Genomic DNA, 23415 nt, shown 5'->3' on the forward strand with positions numbered 1-23415 from the left:
TCATAGCCTCCTAGGATTCACTTTTTCCTATCGTAACATGCTTCTTTTAGAAAATCGCTTTTTATGCTTTCTGCTAAAAGAGTCCAGTCACACTGCCGTCTTCTAATAAATCCATCTCAAGTGCCGCAGGTTTTTTAGGGAGACCTGGCATGGTCAGAATGCTTCCTGTTAGTGCAACGATAAAACCTGCTCCTACAGATGGTTTTAACTCTCGAATCGTAACGGTGAAGCCTTTTGGTCTGCCGATTAAAGCCGGATCATCCGATAGTGAATATTGCGTTTTTGCCATACAAACCGGCAAATGGGCCCAGCCATTTTTCTCAATTGCAGCTAGCTGCTTTCTTGCTTTTGATGTAAGGTTGACGCCGTCTGCACCATAAACCACTTTGGCGACTTTTGACAACTTTTCTTCAATGGAATCTTGCTCCTCATATAAATAAGAAAAGCTGTTTTCATTCTTTTCAATGAGTGTCGTGAGCTCTTCGGCAAGTGCTACGCCGCCAGCTCCCCCTTCTTCCCATACATTGACGGCTTTGACTGGATGTCCATTCGTTTCGCACCAGTTTTCTATTGCTTGAATTTCTTCTTTTGTATCGGTAATAAAACGGTTCACAGCAACGATGTATGGTAGACCGAAGGCTTGCACTGTTTCAATATGCTTCTCTAAATTATGTATACCTTCTAATACAGCCTGTGCATTTGCTTCCTTGAGCTCTGTTTTCTGCATTCCGCCATGCATTTTTAGCGCCCTGACAGTTGCTACAATGACAACAGCGCCTGGTTTAAAATCACCGGCTCTTGTTTTGATGTGAAGAAATTTTTCCGCGCCGAGGTCTGCACCAAATCCCGCTTCTGTTACGACGTAATCTGCTAGTTTTGCCGCCATTTTTGTGGCAATTAAACTATTGCATCCATGTGCAATATTGGCAAAAGGACCACCATGAACAAGGGCTGGAGTTCCTTCAATCGTTTGAACAAGGTTTGGTTTCAGCGCATCTTTTAATAGCAAGGTTAATACGCCTTCATATCCTAGATTTCCAACTGTGACCGGTTCACCTTCTTGATTGTAGGCAACAACAATAGAAGAAAGACGTTTTTTTAGATCGTTTAAGTCGTCTGCTAAACAGAGGATGGCCATCATTTCGGATGCAACCGTAATATCAAATCCATCTTCTCTAGGGTACCCATTTAATTGACCGCCAAGTCCTACGACCACTTGTCTTAGAGCACGATCGTTTAAATCTAACACTCGTTTCCATACAATTCTGCGTGCGTCGATCCCAAGCTCATTTCCGTGATGGATATGATTATCAATAAAAGCAGATAAAGCGTTATGTGCAGATGTAATCGCATGAAAATCCCCTGTGAAATGAAGATTGATTTCTTCCATAGGTAACACCTGTGAATATCCGCCGCCAGCTGCACCGCCTTTAATACCCATTGTGGGACCTAGTGAAGGTTCACGCATGGCAATAATCGCTTTTTTCCCAATTTTCTCGAAGGCTTGACCGAGGCCAACTGTTACAGTGGACTTCCCCTCACCTGCTGGCGTTGGGTTGATCGAAGTCACAAGAATCACATTTCCTTCTTTTTGTTCCTTTAAACGGTCAAAAATAGTCAAAGATATTTTCGCTTTTGTGAAACCATAGCATTCTAATTCTTCGTCATGTATTTGTAATTTTGCTGCGATGTCTTGAATCGGTCTCAGCTTTGCCTTTTGGGCAATGTCAATATCTGATAAATGCTTTGTGATCATGAATAATGGCCTCCTTTTTTGACAGAAACAGCTTTCTTTTTTGCTCTATTTTTCATTGTAACATAATTGAAACATTGAAATATCGCCAGAAAGTTCCTATAATGAAGTGAAATTAGCTTTGGTTCAGGGGGTGGCGAGTTGCCTATTAACATACCAGTTCATCTGCCGGCAAAACAAATACTAGAGAGCGAAAACATTTTCGTCATGGATGAGACAAGGGCATTCAAACAAGATATCCGTCCTTTGAATATCGTGATCTTAAACTTAATGCCAAAAAAAATACAAACTGAAACGCAGCTGCTGAGAATGCTCGGAAATTCTCCTTTGCAAGTGTATTTTACATTTTTGATTCCAAGTACACATACACCGAAGAATACATCGAGAGAGCATCTAGATGAATTTTATACGACCTTTGACTCGATTCGCCATAAAAAATTTGATGGCATGATCATTACAGGTGCACCAATTGAGCATTTAGCTTTCGAAGAAGTTTCCTATTGGAAAGAACTGCAGGACATTTTGGACTGGAGTAAAACGAATGTGACGTCTACTCTCCATATATGCTGGGGGGCACAGGCTGGTCTTTATCATCATTATGGCATTGAAAAAATCAAGCTTCCAGAGAAAAAATTCGGTGTCTTTGAACATCTTGTCAAAGAGAAAAAAGAAAGATTAGTAAGAGGTTTCGATGAAGTATACTATGTCCCACATTCTAGGCATACAGATATTAATACAGAACAATTAAAAAACACGCCGAATCTAAAAATATTGAGTACGTCTGAGGAAGCTGGTGTTTGTTTAATTGTTTCAGATGATGATAAACAAGTATTTTTAACTGGACATCCTGAATACGATACAGATACATTGAAGCAGGAATATGAAAGAGATTTGTTGAAACATGATACAGTCAAAAAACCCGTCCACTATTTCATAGAAGATGGAGACACATTAGTTCCAGTGAACCGCTGGAAAGCCCATGCTACTTTGATGTTTATGAATTGGCTTAATTACTATGTTTATCAAGAAACACCATATGTGTGGGAATAAAATAGACTGTAGTCTGATGATAAATGCTTAAAATGTGTTAAAATACAAATGGCTCTGTCTTCCATTATCAATTTAGTTTGTTTGTTTTTTAAAATTAGTTTAATTCTTTCGTAACGAATGATATGCTCTCGCTGTTTATATGTTATCTTTATGTATATGTAGACCTATGAGATTTATAGTTTTCGTACGAAGTTTTGTTGTTGTTGATTACATTTGAGGTGAATATTCTTGAATACCAATAAAAAAATATTAATCTTGACCGCAAATTATGGAAATGGACATATGCAGGTTGCAAAAACACTGTATGATGAATGCAAATCCCAAGGGTTTGAACATGTGATAGTTTCTAATTTGTATCAAGAATCAAATCCCATTGTGTCCGAAGTGACTCAATATTTATATTTAAAGAGCTTCTCCATTGGGAAACAATTTTATCGCTTGTTTTATTACGGTGTAGATAAAATTTACAATAAACGCAAATTTAACATTTATTTAAAGATGGGAAATAAGCGTCTTGATGAATTAATTCAATTACACAATCCGGATATCATCATCATTACATTCCCGATGATTGTTGTACCTGAATACCGAAACAAAACAGGTAAAGTCATTCCAACATTTAATGTGATGACAGACTTTTGTCTTCATAAAATTTGGGTACATGAAAACATTGACCGATACTATGTTGCAACCGATTATGTGAAACAAAAGCTAGTAGAAATCGGCACACATCCAAGCGATGTCAAGGTAACAGGCATTCCGATTAGACCACAATTTGAAGTAGACGTGCCTAAATCGATCATCTATAAAAAATATGGATTATCATCAGACAAAAAAGTCCTTCTCATTATGGCGGGTGCCCATGGTGTACTAAAAAATGTGAAGGAACTGTGTGAAGCACTACTTCTTGACAGTGAAGTACAAATTGTTGTTGTGTGCGGTAAGAATGCAGCGCTGAAGCAATCGCTTAGCGAACTTGAACAAGCACACCCAAATCAATTGAAGGCGCTTGGATATGTGGAACAAATTGATGAATTGTTCAGAGTAACGGACTGTATGATTACAAAACCGGGCGGAATTACATTAACAGAAGCAACAGCAATTGGTGTCCCAGTTATTCTTTACAAACCTGTTCCAGGACAAGAAAAAGAAAATGCTCTTTTCTTTGAAGATTACGGTGCTGCCATTGTCATCAACAGACACGAAGACATTTTAGAATCTGTCACCAACTTGTTGCAAGACGAAGAAAAATTAGAATCCATGAAACAAAACATCAAAAAATTACACTTAAAACAGTCTTCTCAAACCATTTTAGAAGATATCGTTGAACAATCAGATCTGATCATGAGCAACAAATCGTATGCTCAAGCATTATCATAAAAAGGTGCCCGTCATTGACGGACACCTTTTTTCTTTTAACCTTGATTCCCATTCGTTGTATACACTTCTTCAAACGGCTGCACGACAACAAAGCCACTTCCGCTAAACTTCATTTGAATGGACTCTCCGCTTCCCCTGCCAATAAACGTTTTGAACGATACATCTGTCACAAATTCAGTCTGCAAATCTCCTGACCATGCGACCGTCGCATTCGGATCTGTATAAACAGAATCACCTGGCTGAACAATCAGCGTCAGCGGTTCGTAATGACTTGTGATTGCAACAAGACCTGGTCCTTCAAGTTTGACATTAAATAATCCGCCTGCAAGCATGCCAGACACCTTTTTCATTAATTTAATATCCCACCGAACAGACGGTTCAAATGCGAGCAAGTCGTTTCCATTAACGAAAATAGACTCCCCTTGAGCCAATCGAAGAATCGAGATTTTTTTCCCTTGGTCTGCTACATATAATTTCCCATCACCTGTGGCCTTCATCAAAGAGGTTCCTTCTCCTGATAACATTTTTTTGAACATCTTTGAGACACCGTGTTCAAACACACCTTCACGTTCAAACTTTATTTTCCCGCGATATGAAACCATGGAGCCTGTTTTTGCCCAAATGGTATCTGTTAAATTAATTTCTAACAATCTTGGTGTTTCAAGTTCAAAGACCCCTTCACCTTTGTCTTCTTGCTGCGTATTCTGAACAAACTCCTCAATTGTGTAACGATTCATGACGCACCTCTTTCTGTATTTTTACTATATACGGACAAGTTATACGTTAGGTTTCATGAGATTAGGACGTTTTATAGATAAATGTCATTCACTAAAAAAACAAAAAAATCAAACATTCTGCTCAAAATTTGGCTTGCCTGCTTGACGCTTTACTTTTGATGGTGTATAGTGGAACCATCATTTAACAACTTCTTAAGTCGTTAGGTGATGAAAAATTTTTTTTAGTATGCCAAAAGGTGTGCTACAGTACTAGGAGGAAAAAGCAATATGCAAAACGGTAAAGTAAAATGGTTCAATAATGAAAAAGGTTTCGGCTTCATTGAAGTTGAAGGCGGAGACGACGTATTCGTTCACTTCACAGCTATCGAAGGTGACGGTTACAAATCTCTAGAAGAAGGACAAGAAGTTTCTTTTGAAATCGTTGAAGGTAATCGTGGACCTCAAGCTGCAAACGTAACAAAAATCTAATCAACTCAATCAATGATGAAACGACAAAATAAAGAGAGGCGTATGCCTCTCTTATTTGATTTTCAGCTGAATTTCAATCGCTAAAATATTTTGCTTTAATCTTTGTTCAATTTCAGAGATATCTTTTTCGAGAAAAGGTCTTCCCTTCTTTGCAACATCTACCAGTTGCTCTAGATCACTGTACACCTCTTGAAATGTCCGATGTAATACCGTTTCAAAATCCTTATTATCCATGCCGGCCTTCCCCTTTTCCTCTATTATCCGTCACTTAGTCAAAAAGTAACTCAACCAAAACTTTCTATAGTTATATCGGCTCATTTTTCAGAATATGTTCTTTTTTTACACATTCTATTCGTTTTTTTTCGTGAGCGTATGATACATCTAGGGGAAAACCGGAGTGTACGCTTATTTTTTTAGTAATTCATTCCCGTATTGTTTGATCTTCTCTCCTACCGTGCATTGCTGAATACAAAAGGAGTGCGCGTATTTTTTACCAAATTCTTTACGAAAGTGCTTCTTAATCAAACAATCTGAACAATACGTGTCTTGAAGATCTGTTAATTCTTTTACTGCTGTTTTTTTATCCACTTTATTCAGCTCCGTCTGCTTCTAATTTCAACTTACTTTCGATAGGGACGTCTGCAAGTATCTGTCTGGCAAGCTGATCTGCTTCTGCATTTTGTTTACGATCGATGACTTCATATGTTGGCGTGAGCTTCAGCTCTTTGATCGCAGCCTCAATTCGGTCGAGCCATTTGTTATGTATATCATCATAACAAGGCCATTCCCCTTTGAGCTGATTCATCACAACAAGAGAATCTCCTCTAATCGTAACAGAGTTTCTGCTGGCTCCCAGTTCTTTTAAAGCTTTTACCGCTTCAAATAAAGCCGCATACTCTGCCTCATTGTTCGTGGTGCTCTGAAAAGGCTGATTCTTCCTTAACCGGTATGCATCCTGTCCGAGCTGATAATACACGACAATTCCAAGCCCAGCATCACCTGTTTCTTTGCGAAAACTCGCATCAAAATAGACCTGAAGCTGATCGGGTTCAAGCCTAAGTTCTTCGTTTAGCTTTTCAAGTTCTTTCGTCGACCACATCGCACCCTTTTCATCTTCAAATGATAGAAGTGACTGCGGTTCTTTTTTGTCTATATGTTTTGCTAAAAGCAAGGCCTCTTTGAGCTCCATCCAATTTTCTTGGAAAAAAGCAATGGACCCAATCGATTTCACTTTCATTGTATAGTGTGCTCTTAGTTTCATTGATCACATCGCCTTCCCATACTTTTAAGGTAAACGTTCGTTATGCTATAATCAAAAAGTTACATTTTACATTTAGAAAGGAAGTTCATGTCACTTGTTTAATGAAGGTATTTGGATCTTATTTGCGATCATTAATTTTATCATTGTTCTTCTATTTTATAAAGGATTTGGCAAGATGGGGCTTTTCGTATGGATTGGTTTTGCAACAGTTGCGGCCAATTTACAAGTGGTCAAAACCGTTGAATTATTTGGCTTAACGGCAACACTTGGCAACATTTTATACGGCAGTGTGTTTTTTGCAACGGACGTCCTCAATGAAAAATATGGACAAACCGAAGCGAAAAAAGCTGTCTGGATTGGCTTTGCCACCCTTTTAACATTAACTGTTGTCATGCAGGAGGCTTTGCTTTTCCATCCCGCTCCATCTGACATTTCCCAATCATCATTAGAAACGATATTTGGCTTTATGCCAAGGGTCGCTCTTGGTAGCCTTGCTGCTTATATCATCAGTCAAATGTTAGATGTTTATGTATATTCGTTTATTCGCCGGATATTTCCTTCAGATGGTGCGCTCTGGCTGCGAAATGCGGGGAGTACAATGATTAGCCAGCTGCTTGATACACTCGTTTTCACAACCATTGCCTTTCTTGGGACCTACCCATTCCATATATGGATCGAAATTTTCATCACGACTTATGTGATTAAATTTATCGTCGCTGCCATTGGCACACCTTATGCCTATGCGGCGAAAAAAATGGTTCCGATTGATGAAAGGGGGAAATAAATTGCCAGCTGAAATATATATTGACGGTGCTAGTGCCGGAAACCCAGGTCCATCTGGCATCGGCATTTTCTTGAAATATGACGGAAAAGCTGAGTCTTTCTCCATTCCTCTTGGCACCATGAGCAATCATGAAGCAGAGTTTTCCGCGCTCATTGAAGGCATGAAAATTTGCGTAGAAAAAGGATTACGGACCGTTTCATTCCGCACTGATTCACAAGTAGTAGATCGTGCAGCCAATGCAGGATTTGCTAAAAATCCATCTTTTCGTCATTTTATCGAAGAAATGCTGCAGCTTCAAAGCGAATTTGATTTATTTTTCATTAAGTGGATTCCGAGCAAGGAAAATCAAGTGGCTGATCAGCTCGCTAGAAAAGCGATTCACCTTTCAAAAGGATGAATCGCTTTTCTTTTGGTTATGCTAATGGGTGAGGTGATACGAATTGGATAAAGAGAACAGAGGCCGTGTCACAAACGGAACGACTCCTCAAGGTGATGCGCAGACAAAAGATAAACAGCCAATATCGCAATTAGAAAATAAGGCGAAAAAAAGCAACACAAAGGGCTAAAATGAACTTGATTTTAGCCCTTTCTTTTTTTCTAACCTTAACTGATTCCTAATTGACTTAAGCGGTTCACCATTGGTTCGATCCCTTTAATTTGATGCAAGCGAAGCATTGCCGCTGCCCGCTCTGGATCCATTTTTATTTTTGTTTCGTCAATCGGACAGCTGAGTGGTACATCACATTTAATTTCTGCCAGTATACGAGAAAGCTTCAGATCTTCTAATCCTGCTTGCATTTTCTTTTGCTGAGCTGCCGTTAATGAATGAACATTTTCTAACAGTCGATCAATCGTTTGATACGTTTGAATAAATTTCAATGCTGTTTTTTCGCCGATTCCTTTTACACCAGGGTAATTATCGCTAGAATCACCCATCAGTGCTTTCATATCAATCAGTGCCTTTGGAGATATGCCCATTTCCTCTTCAAAAAGGGCTTTTGTATAATGCTTATAATTCCCAATGCCTTTTTGCATTAAAGCCACGGTCACTTGTTCATTCAAGATTTGCAGCAAATCTTTATCTCCTGTTAAGACGGTCACATGTGCTTCGTTTTGATAGATTGATGCAAGCGTTCCAATACAATCATCTGCTTCAAAACCTTTCACACCAATGTTCATGATCCCCAGTTCTTCTGTCGCCTCTTTTGCTAAATCAAACTGCGGGATAAGCTCAACAGGCGCCTCGCCTCGATTGGCTTTATAATCTTGAAACAATTCGTTCCGGTATGTCTGGCTCCCCATATCCCAGCAGCATACGATATGAGTCGGCTCAAATGTTTGGACAGCTGTTAACAAATGCTTCAAATAACCATTCACTCCATTTGTCGGCACACCACGATCATTTATCATAAAATTGCGATGGACAGCCGTCGCATAAAACGACCTAAAAAGAAGGGCCATTCCATCTACAAGTAATACGTGTTTATTCATTCATCTAAACTCCCTTTTTATAAACAATACTCCTATTCTATCATAGAACATCGAAACGAACATAAAAAAGGCGCCTTCTTCTTTTGATAAAGAAGAGGCAGCCCGATTACTTTTTACCATATTGCATTTTTTTCGTTTCCGCTTCTGCGTAGGATGGCATGCCTTTTTCCTTCGGCATGCGCTCCTCCTGCTGCTTTACGTTTTGCTTTTTTGCCATGATCATTCCCCTTTCTGTTTCATTTGTTAAGATGACCAAAAATGAGAAAGTTACTCTTTACTTCTGTTTACGCTGGGTGTATTCCTCCACCATCTCAATCGTGACATGTTTACGAAGGGGAACAATTCCGCCTCGGGCAAGCTCATTCATTTTAGACGTAATGGCGTTGATCTCATCTGTTGAAAATGGTTCATTGTGTTCACATTTTTTCACAGCCGATTCAATCGCCTGCTCTCTTTTTTGTTCAAGTGCAAGAAAAGATTGGATGTGGGCATGTTGTTTCTGTGAATGTGCAGAAATTTCTTCGTGTACGCTCGTCATCGTCTATCAACTGCTTTCTTTTTTATATAGTCTACCATGAATCATATCGTTTTCAACTGGTTCTTCCATTCATTTGTTTGTTCATAAACTTGTTCAATGACCGCCTGTTTTTCAGCATCTGTTGTAAGGCTTGTCATAAATGTCTGTTTTTGCTCATTGAGCTGTTGGAGAGCATCTTGTTCGTACCTTTCCGTATAGGTCTTCACTAGCTTTTCATATCTGCTCAGCAACTCTTCTTTTTCGTTATCTGCCCAACGTGTTGTCATTTGATGTAGAACATCTCGAATGGCTTCAATAAACGTAGCCTTTTCATTTTGTTCAAAGAAGGCTTTCGCTGATTTTTGTTTCTTTAAAAGCGGCTCAAATGGTGTAATCTCTGCTTCAACTTCAATTTGTTTTAGCTCAGCATTTTTCTCCTCAGGGGCTGACAGGCTAAGAGAAAAGTAAGGATCTTCCGCACATGCAGCCTGCATCCCTTTTTCCCACTCCTCCTGGAAATAATGATGGATAAACGATTCCATTCGGATATCAAGTGCCTTGAGCTCCTGCACAAATTCAAATTCATACTCCTTTAACGCTTTCTCAAGTGCCTTTTTTAACTGCTGACCAAAATTCCCTTGAGATATGCCAGGATAAAAAGCCGACTTTAATAGATCATTCGCAAATAATGAAAGCCGCTGTACAATATGATAGAGCTGTTCATGCACGTCTTTTTTTACGCTTTCGGTCACAAGTTTAGACCGTTTCACATCTTGCATTTTTTCGAGAATGGCTTCATAGGATGTCTTGATGTTTTTCTTTTCAGCTTCTTTCTCATCTTCTGATTGATGCAAGGTCGCACGTAGTCTATCGACCGTTGTACATAATGTATTAGCTTCAAAATGCAAAAGTTCAATGGCATCTTTCGTTAATTCTTCCTCAATAAAATAGTCAAGCTGTTTTCTCAGTGTTGCATATTGATTATAAGATGTCGGCTCTTTCCCTTCGATCTCTTCCTTACTAGACACATGATGCAGGTTTGGATTGCGGATGCCTTCTTTTGTGAGCTCGCTTCGTACATAGTCAAATACGGTTTCAAGCTCTGCTTGATCCTTAGCCAAATCAGCTGCATTGATGATAAAGAACATTTTATCCATGCTAAAGGAATCTTTTACGAGTCCAAGCTTCCGTAAAAATGAGCGATCAGCTTTTGAGAAAGAATGCTGATAATACGTTAAATAAAGAAGGGCGTCTGCATCCTTCATATACTGGAAGGCAATTTCTGTATGACGCTTATTCATACTGCTAGCACCTGGTGTATCGACAATCGTCAGTCCTTTATCTGTCAAAGGTGTACTTAAATACACCGTCACTTCCTTCACCACACAAGAAACAGATTCTTCCGCTACATAAGGCTTTAATTCTTGAAGTGTGACATGTAAATTGGTTTGGTTGTCAATGTCATCATGAAACTTGGCATAGGCTTGTAGAAAATGTTCTACAATGATTCGGTGATCCTGTTCGAGCTGCCGTTTTTTCAGTACTCTTTCCAGCTTTGCCTGAAACGAATCTCCTTTTTCTGTTGTGATCGAAAATCCAAGAATCTGATCGAGTTCCTCTAGAATGTCCTGCTTGGTTTTAAACACCACTTTGACACTTTCATGAGGATGATCTTCCGTAGGTCGTGTCAGTTTGTTAATTGTTGCAGTTGTTGGCGTAGGAGATGATGGTAACACCTTCCGTCCAACAAGCGCATTGGCAAAAGAAGATTTTCCAGAACTAAAAGCGCCAAATAAAGCGAGTGTAAATTCTTTTGCCTGCAGCCGTTCTGTTCGTTTTTCAAAGGAATCTCTTTGAGACTTTAGAATATCTAAAGGCGATAAAATGCGGGAAAGCTCTTTAAATTGTGCAATCGATTGTGCTGTTGTTAAATGCTGCGATTGGCGGTATTGATCGCGCTCTGTCCGTTCAGCAGCTTGATCGCTCTCTTCAACATGAATTGATGCGTGATTCTTCTCCAGCTGGTCATGCTGCATCCACTGCTTTTTCGCATAAAACCAGTCACCTGGGATCTGCTCATCCGTTCCGTTTTGCCAAATATCCCATAAATGCTGAATATCCTGTCTTATTTGTTCATTTTTTTCGTTATACCCCTCAAGGCTCTGAAGCTCTTGTTTCGCTTGTTTCCATTTTTCCTCTTGCTTCTCTTGTTCATTCCGGAGCTGGTCTTTCAAGGTCTCAATCATCTGTTCAATCAATTGAAGCGCTTGCTGTTTCGCCTGTCTTTTCAATGCTTCACCAGCATCTTTCGCATATTGAAGAACGTATTCGTTAGAAAAAGTTGCCCCTTGGTGAATGACCTTTTCAAGCAGGGATTCTTCAATAGGTGTCTCAAATGCCATGGCTTTGTCTAATAACGCTTCGCCAAGCTGATGCTGTTTTATTTCTTTTTTAAGGAGCTCGGCAATGTGCCAGTCAACTTCCGCTTTCATTCTCTTTTTTACATCTGCTAAGAAATCACTTGCCCGCTTTTCCTTTTCCTGCTCGGTTTTATTTTTGGCAAATAGTAAACCCACTTTAAAGCCAGGTGCTTTCGATTCGATATAGTCACTTGCAAGCTCTCGCATCTTAAATGGCGTGAGGTTTGCATTTTTTAAGATGTTCTCTACTTCAGAAGACACTTCATCTTCTACCTGCTTTGCACCATTTTCAATAAATCGGCGTTTCTCTTCTAGTTCTTTCACTTCATTCCTTTTTTCTTGAAGGTGCTTATCAAGGTCCTCTTCATGCAGTTCTTCTTTTAACGAGTCTATATGTTCTTTTAAAACATGTTCGATTTTCTGCTCTGTATAGGCTCGAAGCGATGCTTTAGGCATGGTTTGTAATTCTTGTAGTTTCTTCACTAAACGGATCATTTCGTTTTTTGGGTGTGCCTCATCCGTCACAGAAGTAAAATATAGATGTTCTTCTTCAATGCCTTCTTTTAAAAGCATCTCAACGACTTGTTTTTTGTAGTCTTCAAAAGTTGTCTCTTGTTCATCATGCCGATCCACTTGATTGACGATGAAATAAAGATTAGGCACTTTCTCTTTAATCGAGCGAATGAAGCGAATGTTTTCTTCAGAATGGACATGGTTATAATGTACGACATAAAAAAGAGCATCCGCTTGATGAAGAATAGAAGCAGCGGATAAAAAGTGCGCATGATCCGTTGAATCAATTCCCGGCGTATCAATGAGTGCCACTTTTTCTTCAAGTCCACTATAATCACCGCTAATTTCCACCATCTCAATTTGTTCCCCATCTTTACAAAAACGCTGCACCGCTTCTTTATCATAAGAGCCGCTCATTTTTGCAAAACGTCCATCAGACGTATGGAGCTGAACTTCACTGACCCCTTTCCTGACAACAACCAAGTTTGCACTCGTTGGAATTGGGCTTGTGGGCAGGATGTGATCATGAAGAAGATGATTCACTAGTGATGACTTACCAGCAGAATAGTGACCGGTAAATGCGATATATACTTCTTCTTCAGCTTCCTTTTTCATAATAGATGCAAGTTTGGCTGCGCGCTCGTGATCATCCCTTTTCAGAAGGCTTTGATATAAAGCACCTGTAGTTTGAACGAGCGAATCTCGAATAGACAAGTCTTTCATGACGATAAACCCCTTTGTTTTTAGAAAAGTCAGTTATGTATGTGTACCATTTTACACAAAATAAAGAGATTTTTCTTCTCATCTGAGGAAATAAAAAAATCTGCTGCCCGATCAGTCGCAATGGACTGCAATCAGGAAGCAGATTTTTTTGAAACACCTTTTAATACGAAGCCAATCAATAAGCTGTATACACAGACCGTACCGAGTAAGAAAATCATTGTCATGTGATCACCGTCCATCCTTTATGATTGAGAATGTTTATCATTAATGAAAGTGTAGCACAATTGATAATGATTTTCAATATTAATTTAGTAAATACTGATTCAGTGCTTTTGCTTCTGTTTGTATTCTGACCATCATCATCCATCCATTTAAACACGTAAACAAAATGGCAGTAATAAATGCGTTAAATAACAGCGGAATGAACATCAGTTCAATCGCCACCACCACATAGTTAGGATGCTTTAACCAGCGATACGGCCCCTTTTTCACAATCATCGCATTTGGAACGACTAAGATTTTTGTATTCCAAAACGTTCCAAGTGAACATAGTGCCCAGTACCGAATCACCTGGGTCGCAAACAGAAACACAAGCAGCAATAGGAAAAAACGAGACGGTTGACGATGCAGCAGCCATGTCTCTCCAATAAGCGAGAGGAAAAAAGCTGCATGCATAGCGACCATATAAGGATAATGGCTTGCACCAAATTCGATCGCTCCGATCGCCTTCACCTTCTTTTCATTTCTTTTCGCCACAAGCATTTCAATGAGGCGCTGACAAATGAAAATGCCAATCACTATCCAGAAAATCATCACGAGAGCCCCTCCCATTTCATGAGCAAGAATTCTGACGAAAAGCCTGGACCAAGTGCTCCGCAAAGCCCCACCTGTCCTGCATCTAGTGACTGATGTTCAAGAAAATGCTTCATGACATATAAAACGGTGGCAGAGGACATGTTTCCATGCTGTTTCAGAACCTCTTTTGAAGAAAATAGCTGATGATCTTGTAAAGATAGGCTTTCAAGATAGGCATCAATCACTTTTTTTCCTCCAGGGTGAGCAAGAAAAACGGATACATCCTCTGTTGAAAACCCTAGCTGATGTAAAAATTGATCCACTTGCTCTTTTAACCACCCAGAAATGATGGACGGAATGTCACGTGAGAAGATGACCCGAAATCCGTCGGCGGTAAAATCCCATCCCATCACATCCTCAGAATCTTTCATGGTCACTGACTGCGTGCCAAGCACTTTAGGAACCGTTTTTAACCGCGTATACTTAGAGGCGGCCTTTTCTCCAGTTAAAAGAACGGCCGCAGTCCCGTCACCGAACAGCGAGGTTCCAATTAAATTGCTTTTTGATTGATCTTGCGGCTGAAAAGTGAGGCTGCAAAGCTCGCAGGCAACAACGAGCACTTTCGCTTCTGGATACGCCCTGATGTATTCATAAGCTCGGGATAAGCCTGCCGCCCCGCCCCCGCAGCCTAACCCCCAAATTGGCACTCGTTTCGTATAAGGAGAAAATGGAAGAACATTCATCAGCTTTGCATCAAGACTTGGCGTTGATAACCCTGTACTGGAGATGAAAAACAAAGCATCAATCTCATCAAAAGGAACTGGCTTTGTAAGAAATGCTGTTTCATGCAGACAGTGAAAAACGGCTTCTTTCGCATGAGCCAATGCTTTTTCGATATAGAGGTTGTTTTTCTCTTCAAAAGAGTGATGTTCTTGATACCAATCAATAGGCTGTACAAACTGTCTGCTCTCTATTTCGCCATTATTAAAAGCTTTTAATAGTCGATCAATGTCTTTAAACGATCGTTTAAATTGAGATCTTGCAAATTGAGCAGCTGCTTGCTGATCCACATGATGTTTTGGCAGACTTGTTCCAACTGAAAGAATGTATGCCATCGGCTTCACCTCTTTTTTCGGTTAATATCCCCAATCAAAAAAAGGATATACATGCCAAAACGACACAATTCAGTCAAAATATTTTCCTCCGTCTAACTTTTTGTCTTGACGACAATTGATAAATATTGGATAATATAGGTGAAAACATGATGTAGTTTTCCTCCTTCACAGGTTCGTTCCAAGCCAAGCGAACCTGCTTTTTTTATGCAATTTAAGTTCAAAAATAATATTGATTTAATGAAAACTCCGTTAATTGGGAGTTCCTCTGTGAATGACCTCTCTTAAGAACATCTAAAGAGCAAACCCTCACCTAAATCTTTTCAAGGATTGACTTAATAAAATCAGTTTTTTCATGTGCGTATTTGTGTTTGTCATTTCCATGTAAACTTGATAATTTAAGTTTAAGCTGTTGGTACTCACTTCTAGCTTGCTCATTATTTCTCAAGTAATCTCTGAAATTTAACTGTTCAAGTAAATACTTATTATGTCTTTGGTACATATGGATTTGATGTGTTCGTGGTTCTCCCTTATTAAAGTAGTGTCTTTCAGGTAATACGTCTGTTCCTTTATATGAGTAACCGAGTCCTTCCAACGCTATTACACATTTTTCTCCATCAATAAAATGTTCTATTTCAATTGCAATATCAATAATTGGCTTAGCGCTTAAACCTTTTACTGCCGTACTTCCAATATGATGTACATTGATTGTGTATGGACCAATATCAGCTATTATCTGGCGCTTTTCTTTTTCATATTCGTTTTTCCACTCCATAGACCAAGGCACTAAAAAAACTTCCCCTCTTGGTAATCCTAACATTTACTTATCCCACCTTTTAACACCCATTTGGAGAATGTTAATAAACCAACTTTATCATAAGTCCCATATAGAGAGAGCAGACAGATTTCAATAATCATCCTATTCGTTTAGATCTATTTCTTGGTTGATGTCATTCAATACGATTCTTAACCATTCACTCTCATCTTAGTTTTATATCTAAAGAACAAAAATGATTATTAATAGAGTTAGTTAACATAGCTTTATGCAAAAAAACACCTCTCAAATGAGAAGTGCTGACCGTAGACAAACCCCACCTTTCATTTAAACATGAATGGATCACCTTTTTTTCTGATCAACACAAATAAATAACCATAAAATGCTAATTTATTTGATGATTTTATATGAAAAGGGGGTTTTTTCCTGTATACTTAATCAATATGAGCACCATGAAAAACAGTGAAAAAAGACAGAATCTACTACATGATTCGGCACAAAATTTAATTGATTGGAGTGATTGTCATGAAAAAGGTGTCCAAAAAACAAACACCCTACAACACGATATTTCTCTCGAAGATAATTGGTTTAGTGCTTCTTACACTGTTTCTCTTTTTTATCTGGGATATGTCTAAAACCCATTTGCAGGCGACAAATGAGCAAGCAAAAATTGTTGCTAGCAGTGACTTCCGAGACACAAGTATCAGTCTGAAAGCAAAAGATCATTCTGCAAGAACATTGGATCAACAATTTAAGACCAATCCAAACCAACAGACAACGAATAAAACGGTCTTTTTAACATTTGATGATGGCCCTTCTGCTACATCAAATCAGCTGTTAAATATCTTAAAAGCACATCAAGTGAAGGCGACATTCTTCATGCTTGGACCGCAAATCCAAGCTCACCAAGCAACTGTGAAAAGACTTTATCAAGAAGGACATCAATTAGGGCTTCATGGCATGACGCATGATATAAACCGCTTTTATCAGAACAGTGAGTCTCCCGCAAATGAAATGAGAGAAGCTCAGCTCATTCTTGCTTCTGTTACAGGCGTTTACACCCGTCTTGTGAGAACACCTTATGGCAGTGTTCCAAATTTAACATATGATCAAAAAGTACGTTTAAACCAAAATGGCTTTATTTACTGGGATTGGACGATTGATAGCCTTGACTGGAGATATAAAAACTCACAATATGTTCCAGAGGTATTGAATCAACTGCAAATGTTTGAGAAAAATAAACCATGGGAACCAAAAGTGATTTTAATGCATGATCAACCCTCTACCACGAACTATTTAGATAGCCTGATTACACAACTAAAAGCAAGGGGCTATACATTTGCAGTCATTAACGAAACAATGCCGCCGGTACAACATTAATAACACTAATCACAACAAGCCCGTATCCAAAGGATACGGGCTTTCAGCTCTCCAAGAGAAGTGATCACATAACAGATTGCTTAGGTTCTTCCATTAGCTCCTGCTCTGTTTCTTTTTTAAAAGGAATCATGTGATAAATAATATGAAGCAAAATAGCGGTAAAGCTTCCGGCGACAATTCCGTTACTTGTTAACAATTTAATCGATTCTGGCAAATGCTCAAACATTTGCGGCACAACCGTTACTCCGAGCCCGATGCCAACTGAGCATGCGACAATGAGTAAGTTTTCCTGTTTGGCAAAATCGACGCGTGAGAGCATTTTAATCCCATACGCAATGACCATGCCAAACATGGCGACCATTGCACCGCCTAGAACGGATTTTGGAATAATCGTTGTAAATGCCGCGATTTTAGGAAAAAGGCCAAATACCATTAATAATACACCTGTCACCACAATGACCTGATTTTTCTTCACACCTGTTAATTGGATCAATCCAACGTTTTGGGAGTAGGCTGTGTATGGAAAAGCGTTGAAGATACCGCCTAATAAAACGGCAATTCCCTCTGCACGATATCCCTTTGCTAAATCCTTCTCTTTTAATGAACGATTCGTTAAATCTCCGAGCGCAAAGTATACACCCGTTGATTCGACTAATGACACAATGGCAACTAATGTCATTGTCATGATTGGTGCAAATTCAAAAGTAGGCAGCCCAAAGTAAAAAGGCTCAATGATGCGGAAAACTTGTGCATTCGCCACTTCTGCCGTCTCCACCTTCCCTAAGAAAGCAGCAACTGCTGTCCCAAGTAGAATGCCGATTAAGATGGCAATGGCTTTCATGAATCCCTTTGTAAATCGATAGAGAAGGACAATGATAAACAATACAAGAAAAGCAAGTCCAAGATTCTCAAAAGAACCATAGTCTGCACTTCCTTCACCACCTGCCATATTGTTCATGGCGACCGGAATTAAGGTAATTCCAATGATCGTGACGACGGAACCTGTGACAACGGGCGGGAAAAATTTCACAAGCTTCCCAAAGAAAAATGAAAGAGCAATGACAATACACCCTGCGGCGATAATACTTCCATATATAGACGAAATTCCATATTTAGATCCAATCGCAATCATAGGAGATACCGCAGTAAATGTACAGCCTAGTACAACAGGCAAACCGATGCCAAAAAAGCGGTTTTTCCATACTTGAAGCAGTGTGGCGGCACCGCACATGAAAATATCTGCCGAAATTAAGTACGTCAGCTGGGCTGGCGTGAGCCCAAGCGCATCTCCAACAATGAGCGGGACAAGAACCGCACCTGCATACATCGCCAGTAAATGCTGTATCCCTAGCGAAAGGGTTTTGGCTTTTTTAGCGGCACTCATGATTGTACCTCGCGTACAAACGTGACTTTTCCTTCCTCGAGCGATTCGATACGTGCGAGTGACTCGACTCTATAGCCCATTTGCACAAGTTCTTTTCTTCCAGGCTGGAATGATTTCTCGATAACAATTCCAAAACCAGCTACTTTTGCTTTCGCTTGCTTTGCGATTGCAGCTAGTCCCTTAGCGGCTTCTCCATTTGCTAAAAAGTCGTCGATAATTAACACACAATCATCCTCACTAAGGTGCGTGTTAGAGACAGCAATCGTACTTTCTACTTTTTTGGTAAAAGAATACACACTTGCTGTCAAAAGGTTATCCGTTAAAGTCAGTGATTGCCGCTTTCGGGCAAAAACAACTGGCACATGAAGGGCAAGTCCAGCCATGACAGCAGGTGCAATACCAGAAGATTCGATTGTGATAATTTTAGTAATTCCATCATGCTTAAATAATCTAGCAAACTCTTGACCGATCTCATGCATTAACACAGGGTCAATTTGATGATTTAAAAAAGCATCTACCTTTAGCACTTGATTTGACAGAACGATTCCTTCGTTCTCGATCTTTTGACGTAACAATTCCATCATTCTTCCTCCCAGCATATTAGCAACTTTCATTTTTTTGCATAAAAAAAGCATTGCTGTCCATTAAGGAGCAAGCAATGCGAAAACGATCCACGGGATCTTCAGCTCATACAAAAGCTGTTTCATTTTGCTCACTCATAGTCGGACGGTATCGGTGTCCGGTAGAAACTTGCGTGCCATTATCACGCGATTATATGAGTGTTATAGTGTTCAAATTATAACAAGATTTCAGACGCTTGGAAAGCACTTTTCTAGAAAAATACCGAACTTAAATAATCATTAAGCTTTAAACGTTCGTTTTTAGAATATTCAACCAGCAAAAAAGCACCCTTTTGATTAAAGGGTGCCTTTCATTTATGATAAATATAGTTTCGTGTACTTATCTGTTAAATAATCAATTAAGTATTGAACATTTAATTCTTCACCAGTTGCGTCTTGAATGATCTCAGATGGCTTTTTCCGTTTTCCATGCTGATGGACATGTTCAGTTAGCCATTCTTTTATCGGTGCAAAAGACCCATTTTGAATCAGTTCATCAAAATTCGGTAAATCTTTGATCATTTGCTGCTTTAATTGCGCCGCATACATATAACCAAGTGCATATGAAGGGAAATAACCAAAACTACCATCAGACCAGTGAACATCCTGCAAAATACCAAGCGCATCGTTAGGCGGCGTAATGCCAAGATATGCTTTATATTTTTCATTCCATAACGCCGGCAGATCTTCAACGGCTACTTCTTCATTGAAAATGGCTTTTTCAATTTCATAGCGAATAATAATGTGAAGTGGATACGTGAGTTCATCTGCTTCAATTCGAATGTAAGTCGGCTTCGATTCATTCACCGCATGAACAAATTCTTCTAAAGTGACATCTTTAAATTGTTCAGGAGATGCCTCTTGCAGCTTTTGATAATACGTTTTCCAGAAATCTTCATGTCTGCCGATAAAGTTCTCAAAGAAAAGAGACTGTGATTCATGAATACCCATTGATGTGCCGTCACATAAGAGCGTTCCGCTCAGTACCTCATCAATATTTTGTTCATAAATGGCATGGCCGCATTCATGAATGGTGCCAAAGATCGCCATGCGAAAATCGTACTCATCATAACGCGTCGTCACACGTACATCCCCTCTGCTTAATGTCACAGCAAATGGATGAACCGTTGTATCAAGTCGTCCTGCGTCAAAGTCATACCCTAACTCTTTTAAGAAAAAGAGACTCAGCTCTTTTTGTTTGTCGATCGGGAAGCTTTTCGATAAAAACGAAGTATCCGGTTTATTTGGCGAAGCTTCAATTTTTTTCACGAGAGGAACGATGGCGTCTCGAAGTGCACCGAATTTTTGATCGAGTTGTTCAACCGTCATATCCGGCTCATAATTATTGAGCAGCACATCATATGGTGTTTTTTTCACGCCCCAGTACTGGATGAAACGCTTGTTAAAATCAATCAGCTGTTTTAAATAGGGTGCAAAGAGTGAAAAATCTGATTTCTCCCTTGCTTCTACCCAAACATGTTCTGCTTTTGATTGTAGAATGGAGTATTCTTTAAATTCTTCTTTTGGAATTTTGCTGTTTTCATCATATTCTTTTTGCGATAATTCGAGTGCCTTCTGCGTGTCTTTTGACAGCTTTTCTTTCTCTTTATTTAATGCATCAAGAAGATCTCTCATTTCATCAGAAGTCTTCATATTAAAGATATCGCTGGATAATTGACCGATGGTTTCTGCTCTGAAATCAGCGCTTTTTTTAGGCGCTTGTGTTCGAGAGTCCCAATAAAGTAAATGAAGCGCCTCTGTATAATGGGCGATTTTTCCTAGTAATTGATAAAACGCTTTCTCTTTTGATTCAAGACTCATGCGTTCGTTCCCCCAATCAATAAAATATGTATGTACGTTTCAAGGCTACTTCAATAAATGTTCTTTTGTCAATGAAAAAGGAGGATACGCTGATCGTATCCTCCTCTTATTGAATGGTTTTCTATCATTAAGAGATCACTGGCTTCACTGGAAGAACGGATTCAATTTTACTTTGTAGCTCAATATCTTTCTGACTGCCAAAGTAAATATGAATGCTGCCAGCATCTTGGCTTGTCCGAATCAGTCTCCCAATGCCCTGCCTTAGACGAAGCAGCATGTATGGAAGGTCCACTTCAGTAAATGCATCTTTCGCTTCATTCCGTTTTGCTTCAAATACTGGGTCATGCGGTGGATATGGAAGTCCCCAAATGACCACATTTGTTAGAGACTGTCCTGGAATATCCAGCCCTTCCCACAGGTGAACGGAACATAACACAGATGTTTCATCCGCTTGGAACTTTTGAACAATGGTACTGATCTCCTCGTCTCCTTCAAAATACACATGGAAAGGCAGTGATTCATTTGATGCATCGAGCTGCTTTCTAAATACATGCAGTTCATCAAATGAAGGGAATAAAATAAGAGATCGACCGCCATTTTCTTTTACCTGAGCCAGCACGTGCTGACCTTTTACATCTGACTCTGTCATTGGCTGCTGAATTCCGTGGAAATACATTTGCATTTGCTCCTCATAATCATACGGCGAAGCCACACTCATGGATAAATAATCTTTGATCCCAAGGCTTTCAGCTAAATAATCAAATGATTGATTTTCAGACAACGTAGCAGATGAGAAAATATAAGGGATTTTTTGCGAAAATACCTTTTCACCGAGCACTTCTGCTACCGTTTTTGGCATGACGACAAAGGTTGTATCTAATTCCTGCTTCTCCAGCCAGCTAATGGCATTTTTCTGATAAAGCGACAGAGAATACGCCATCTGTTCAATGTACTCTTCCACAACAGACAATTCATATTGATCAATTGTGTACATCTCTGATTCAAATACGAGCGCTTCTCCAATCTTCTCAAGCAAATCACATAATTCACTTGCTGAACGCTTCACCTCATCTACACGACCAATTTCAAGACGGTGTGATCCTTTGATTTCTTTGGCATTCGTTTTTAAGAGGTAAAAGAACTGATCGTTTGTTGCAAGTGCATCTTCAACAAGTTCTGCAAACTCTTCACGAATATCATTTTGCAAAAGACGTTCCAAAAACGTCTCTAGTGTTGATTGCTTCACTCGGTATGTTAGCGCTTTTTGTGCTGCAAATTCAAGAAGATGTCCTTCGTCAAATACAACAGAGCTATGCTCAGGAAGGAGCGGCAGCTGTCCTTCACGTTTACGTGACTCCTTTGTCCATACATGCTCCATGTAAAAGTCATGAGAGCAAATGATGAGGTCTGTGGCTTTTCGGTAATGGTCTCTTGATAAATTCAAGCCACAGCGGTGCCGCATGTCGCACGTTAAGCAGTCCTGAAAAGAGTCATAACCAATTCTTGACCACTCATCATTTGTTAATTCTGGATACTCTTTTCGATCACCGTACGGATAAAATGTCTGCATCCCATGAGATTCATGAACAAATGAAGGAAGCGATTCATAAATGTCGAGCCACTTCTCATCATCTTCACGTTGCATCGTTTTCTCTAGTTTCTTTAAGCACAAATATTGATCATGCGATTTACTTAATCTCGCATCTATTTGAATATCAAGGTGATTGGCAATTTTATAGATATCACCTTCTTGTTTGACGAGCTGTTCAATTAACGTTTCGTCTGCACATGCAATGATCGCAGGTTTCCCTGTATATCTTGCATATGTGACCGCAAATAAAAGGTAAACGATTGTTTTGCCTGTGCCTACCCCAGCTTCGGCAAACATCACACTTTTTTCTTTAAAGGCCCTTTCTAACTGAAAAGCCATGAATATTTGTTCATCTCGAAGATCAAAGCCCTTTTCTGGCAAAATGTCATAAAACACATCACCAATCCAGTTGCCCAGTTCTTCGTAAAAATTATGTTCTTTTGTTAATGAAAAAGGCAAACGAGATGCTGTCACCTGCTTCAACCCCCAACTTTTGAATCATTCAGACATTCAATAGTAACATTTATGCTGGGGTATGACAATCTTTTTTTAAGAGCGCAAGCGATGCTGGTAGCTTTCCTTCATTAAAAATGCGTGCTCTGAATGGTCTATGTAGTTTTGAGCCATTGCTAAGTTCTCGATGGCTGCTGTAAGATTAGCAGATTGTCCTGTTTCAATCCCTTCTATTTCTCGGGCTGTTGAAGCGAGTGCTTTTTGAATTAACTGAAATTGATCATAATGAATCATGAAGACACCTCTTTTTTTAAAATCAAGTTCAGTTTATTCCGTCCCGAGAAGACTTATACCTTTTTAGCATAAAAAATCCACACCTTCTCGTGG

24 protein-coding genes and 1 riboswitch are annotated in these 23415 nt (G+C 39.4%); of the genes, 7 read left to right on the plus strand and 17 right to left on the minus strand.

Annotated elements, in window-relative coordinates; all coding sequences use genetic code 11:
• Positions 1–73: 73 nt before the first annotated feature.
• The gene (locus ASG46_RS11065; protein ID WP_017359707.1) at positions 74–1756 is read right to left on the minus strand and encodes a formate--tetrahydrofolate ligase; all 1683 of its coding nucleotides are present in this window, start codon (positions 1754–1756) and stop codon (positions 74–76) included.
• 138 nt (positions 1757–1894) lie between these two features.
• Between ASG46_RS11065 and metA the strand changes: the two genes are divergently transcribed.
• Complete coding sequence (gene metA, locus ASG46_RS11070; RefSeq protein WP_035703308.1) at positions 1895–2803, plus strand: homoserine O-acetyltransferase MetA; 909 nt, start codon at positions 1895–1897, stop codon at positions 2801–2803.
• Positions 2804–3031: 228 nt separating this feature from the next.
• Complete coding sequence (locus ASG46_RS11075) at positions 3032–4183, plus strand: diglucosyl diacylglycerol synthase (RefSeq protein WP_007500831.1); 1152 nt, start codon at positions 3032–3034, stop codon at positions 4181–4183.
• 35 nt (positions 4184–4218) lie between these two features.
• Here the strand turns inward: ASG46_RS11075 and ASG46_RS11080 are convergent, their stop codons facing one another.
• A complete protein-coding gene (locus ASG46_RS11080) occupies positions 4219–4920 on the minus strand; it encodes an AIM24 family protein (RefSeq protein WP_007500832.1) in 702 nt (233 codons plus the stop codon).
• A gap of 267 nt (positions 4921–5187) precedes the next feature.
• Here ASG46_RS11080 and cspD point away from each other — a divergent pair, with 267 nt between their 5' ends.
• Positions 5188–5388 carry a cold-shock protein CspD gene (cspD, locus tag ASG46_RS11085; protein ID WP_003215784.1) on the plus strand — a complete coding sequence of 67 codons (201 nt, stop codon included), beginning with the start codon at positions 5188–5190 and terminating at the stop codon, positions 5386–5388.
• Positions 5389–5439: 51 nt separating this feature from the next.
• On the opposite strand, the gene ASG46_RS11090 is transcribed toward cspD, so the two are convergent.
• The 3 genes from ASG46_RS11090 to ASG46_RS11100 all read right to left on the minus strand — a co-directional run bounded on the left by ASG46_RS11090 (position 5440) and on the right by ASG46_RS11100 (position 6649).
• Positions 5440–5622, minus strand: a complete 183-nt coding sequence (locus ASG46_RS11090; protein WP_008346368.1) for a hypothetical protein — start codon at positions 5620–5622, stop codon at positions 5440–5442.
• A gap of 171 nt (positions 5623–5793) precedes the next feature.
• Entirely contained in the window at positions 5794–5976 is a 183-nt protein-coding gene (locus ASG46_RS11095; RefSeq protein WP_008346366.1) for a zinc-finger domain-containing protein, read from the minus strand.
• 1 nt (position 5977) lies between these two features.
• Positions 5978–6649, minus strand: coding sequence for a ribonuclease H family protein (locus ASG46_RS11100; RefSeq protein WP_035703310.1), 672 nt, complete (start codon positions 6647–6649; stop codon positions 5978–5980).
• Positions 6650–6743: 94 nt separating this feature from the next.
• On the opposite strand from ASG46_RS11100, the gene ASG46_RS11105 reads away from it, so the two are divergent.
• Genes ASG46_RS11105 through ASG46_RS11115 form a run of 3 tightly spaced genes read left to right on the plus strand, consistent with a single transcriptional unit; the run spans position 6744 to position 7999 of the window.
• Positions 6744–7433, plus strand: a complete 690-nt coding sequence (locus ASG46_RS11105) for a queuosine precursor transporter (protein WP_007500834.1) — start codon at positions 6744–6746, stop codon at positions 7431–7433.
• A gap of 1 nt (position 7434) precedes the next feature.
• Positions 7435–7830, plus strand: coding sequence for a reverse transcriptase-like protein (locus tag ASG46_RS11110; protein ID WP_035703313.1), 396 nt, complete (start codon positions 7435–7437; stop codon positions 7828–7830).
• A gap of 43 nt (positions 7831–7873) precedes the next feature.
• Positions 7874–7999, plus strand: a complete 126-nt coding sequence (locus ASG46_RS11115) for a hypothetical protein (protein WP_008346357.1) — start codon at positions 7874–7876, stop codon at positions 7997–7999.
• 37 nt (positions 8000–8036) lie between these two features.
• On the opposite strand, the gene ASG46_RS11120 is transcribed toward ASG46_RS11115, so the two are convergent.
• The 7 genes from ASG46_RS11120 to ASG46_RS11145 all read right to left on the minus strand — a co-directional run bounded on the left by ASG46_RS11120 (position 8037) and on the right by ASG46_RS11145 (position 15824).
• Positions 8037–8924: a 5'-3' exonuclease gene (locus ASG46_RS11120; protein ID WP_035703315.1), complete on the minus strand. Its 888-nt coding sequence runs from the start codon at positions 8922–8924 to the stop codon at positions 8037–8039.
• 274 nt (positions 8925–9198) lie between these two features.
• Positions 9199–9462: a YpbS family protein gene (locus tag ASG46_RS11125; protein WP_008346351.1), complete on the minus strand. Its 264-nt coding sequence runs from the start codon at positions 9460–9462 to the stop codon at positions 9199–9201.
• A 41-nt stretch (positions 9463–9503) separates the two neighbouring features.
• A complete protein-coding gene (locus ASG46_RS11130) occupies positions 9504–13097 on the minus strand; it encodes a dynamin family protein (protein WP_056704644.1) in 3594 nt (1197 codons plus the stop codon).
• 131 nt (positions 13098–13228) lie between these two features.
• Complete coding sequence (gene fbpC, locus ASG46_RS21460) at positions 13229–13336, minus strand: Fur-regulated basic protein FbpC (protein ID WP_306172627.1); 108 nt, start codon at positions 13334–13336, stop codon at positions 13229–13231.
• Positions 13337–13400: 64 nt separating this feature from the next.
• Entirely contained in the window at positions 13401–13910 is a 510-nt protein-coding gene (locus ASG46_RS11135; RefSeq protein ID WP_056704645.1) for an isoprenylcysteine carboxyl methyltransferase family protein, read from the minus strand.
• On the minus strand, positions 13910–15007 hold the full coding sequence (locus tag ASG46_RS11140; RefSeq protein ID WP_056704646.1) for a type III polyketide synthase: 1098 nt from the start codon (positions 15005–15007) through the stop codon (positions 13910–13912). The genes ASG46_RS11135 and ASG46_RS11140 overlap by 1 nt, the downstream gene beginning before the upstream one ends.
• A 310-nt stretch (positions 15008–15317) precedes the next feature.
• Positions 15318–15824 (minus strand): GrpB family protein, encoded by a 507-nt coding sequence (locus ASG46_RS11145; RefSeq protein ID WP_035391701.1) that lies wholly within the window; start codon positions 15822–15824, stop codon positions 15318–15320.
• 480 nt (positions 15825–16304) lie between these two features.
• Between ASG46_RS11145 and ASG46_RS11150 the strand changes: the two genes are divergently transcribed.
• Positions 16305–17159, plus strand: coding sequence for a polysaccharide deacetylase family protein (locus ASG46_RS11150; protein WP_056704647.1), 855 nt, complete (start codon positions 16305–16307; stop codon positions 17157–17159).
• Between the two features lie 64 nt (positions 17160–17223).
• Here ASG46_RS11150 and pbuX read toward each other — a convergent pair whose 3' ends face one another.
• From pbuX to ASG46_RS11175, 5 genes are all read right to left on the minus strand, one after another.
• Positions 17224–18543: a xanthine permease PbuX gene (gene pbuX, locus ASG46_RS11155; protein WP_052320768.1), complete on the minus strand. Its 1320-nt coding sequence runs from the start codon at positions 18541–18543 to the stop codon at positions 17224–17226.
• On the minus strand, positions 18540–19124 hold the full coding sequence (xpt, locus tag ASG46_RS11160) for a xanthine phosphoribosyltransferase (protein WP_008346333.1): 585 nt from the start codon (positions 19122–19124) through the stop codon (positions 18540–18542). The genes pbuX and xpt overlap by 4 nt, the downstream gene beginning before the upstream one ends.
• A 118-nt stretch (positions 19125–19242) precedes the next feature.
• A riboswitch (purine riboswitch) is annotated at positions 19243–19342 on the minus strand.
• A gap of 136 nt (positions 19343–19478) precedes the next feature.
• Positions 19479–20984, minus strand: a complete 1506-nt coding sequence (locus tag ASG46_RS11165; protein ID WP_056704648.1) for a carboxypeptidase M32 — start codon at positions 20982–20984, stop codon at positions 19479–19481.
• 127 nt (positions 20985–21111) lie between these two features.
• Positions 21112–23049, minus strand: coding sequence for an ATP-dependent DNA helicase (locus ASG46_RS11170; protein ID WP_017367482.1), 1938 nt, complete (start codon positions 23047–23049; stop codon positions 21112–21114).
• Positions 23050–23124: 75 nt separating this feature from the next.
• Positions 23125–23322: a hypothetical protein gene (locus tag ASG46_RS11175; protein WP_056704649.1), complete on the minus strand. Its 198-nt coding sequence runs from the start codon at positions 23320–23322 to the stop codon at positions 23125–23127.
• Positions 23323–23415 lie beyond the last annotated feature (93 nt).

The organism is Bacillus sp. Leaf49, from assembly GCF_001426125.1.
In the GTDB taxonomy this organism is placed as follows: Bacteria; Bacillota; Bacilli; order Bacillales; family Bacillaceae; genus Bacillus; species Bacillus altitudinis.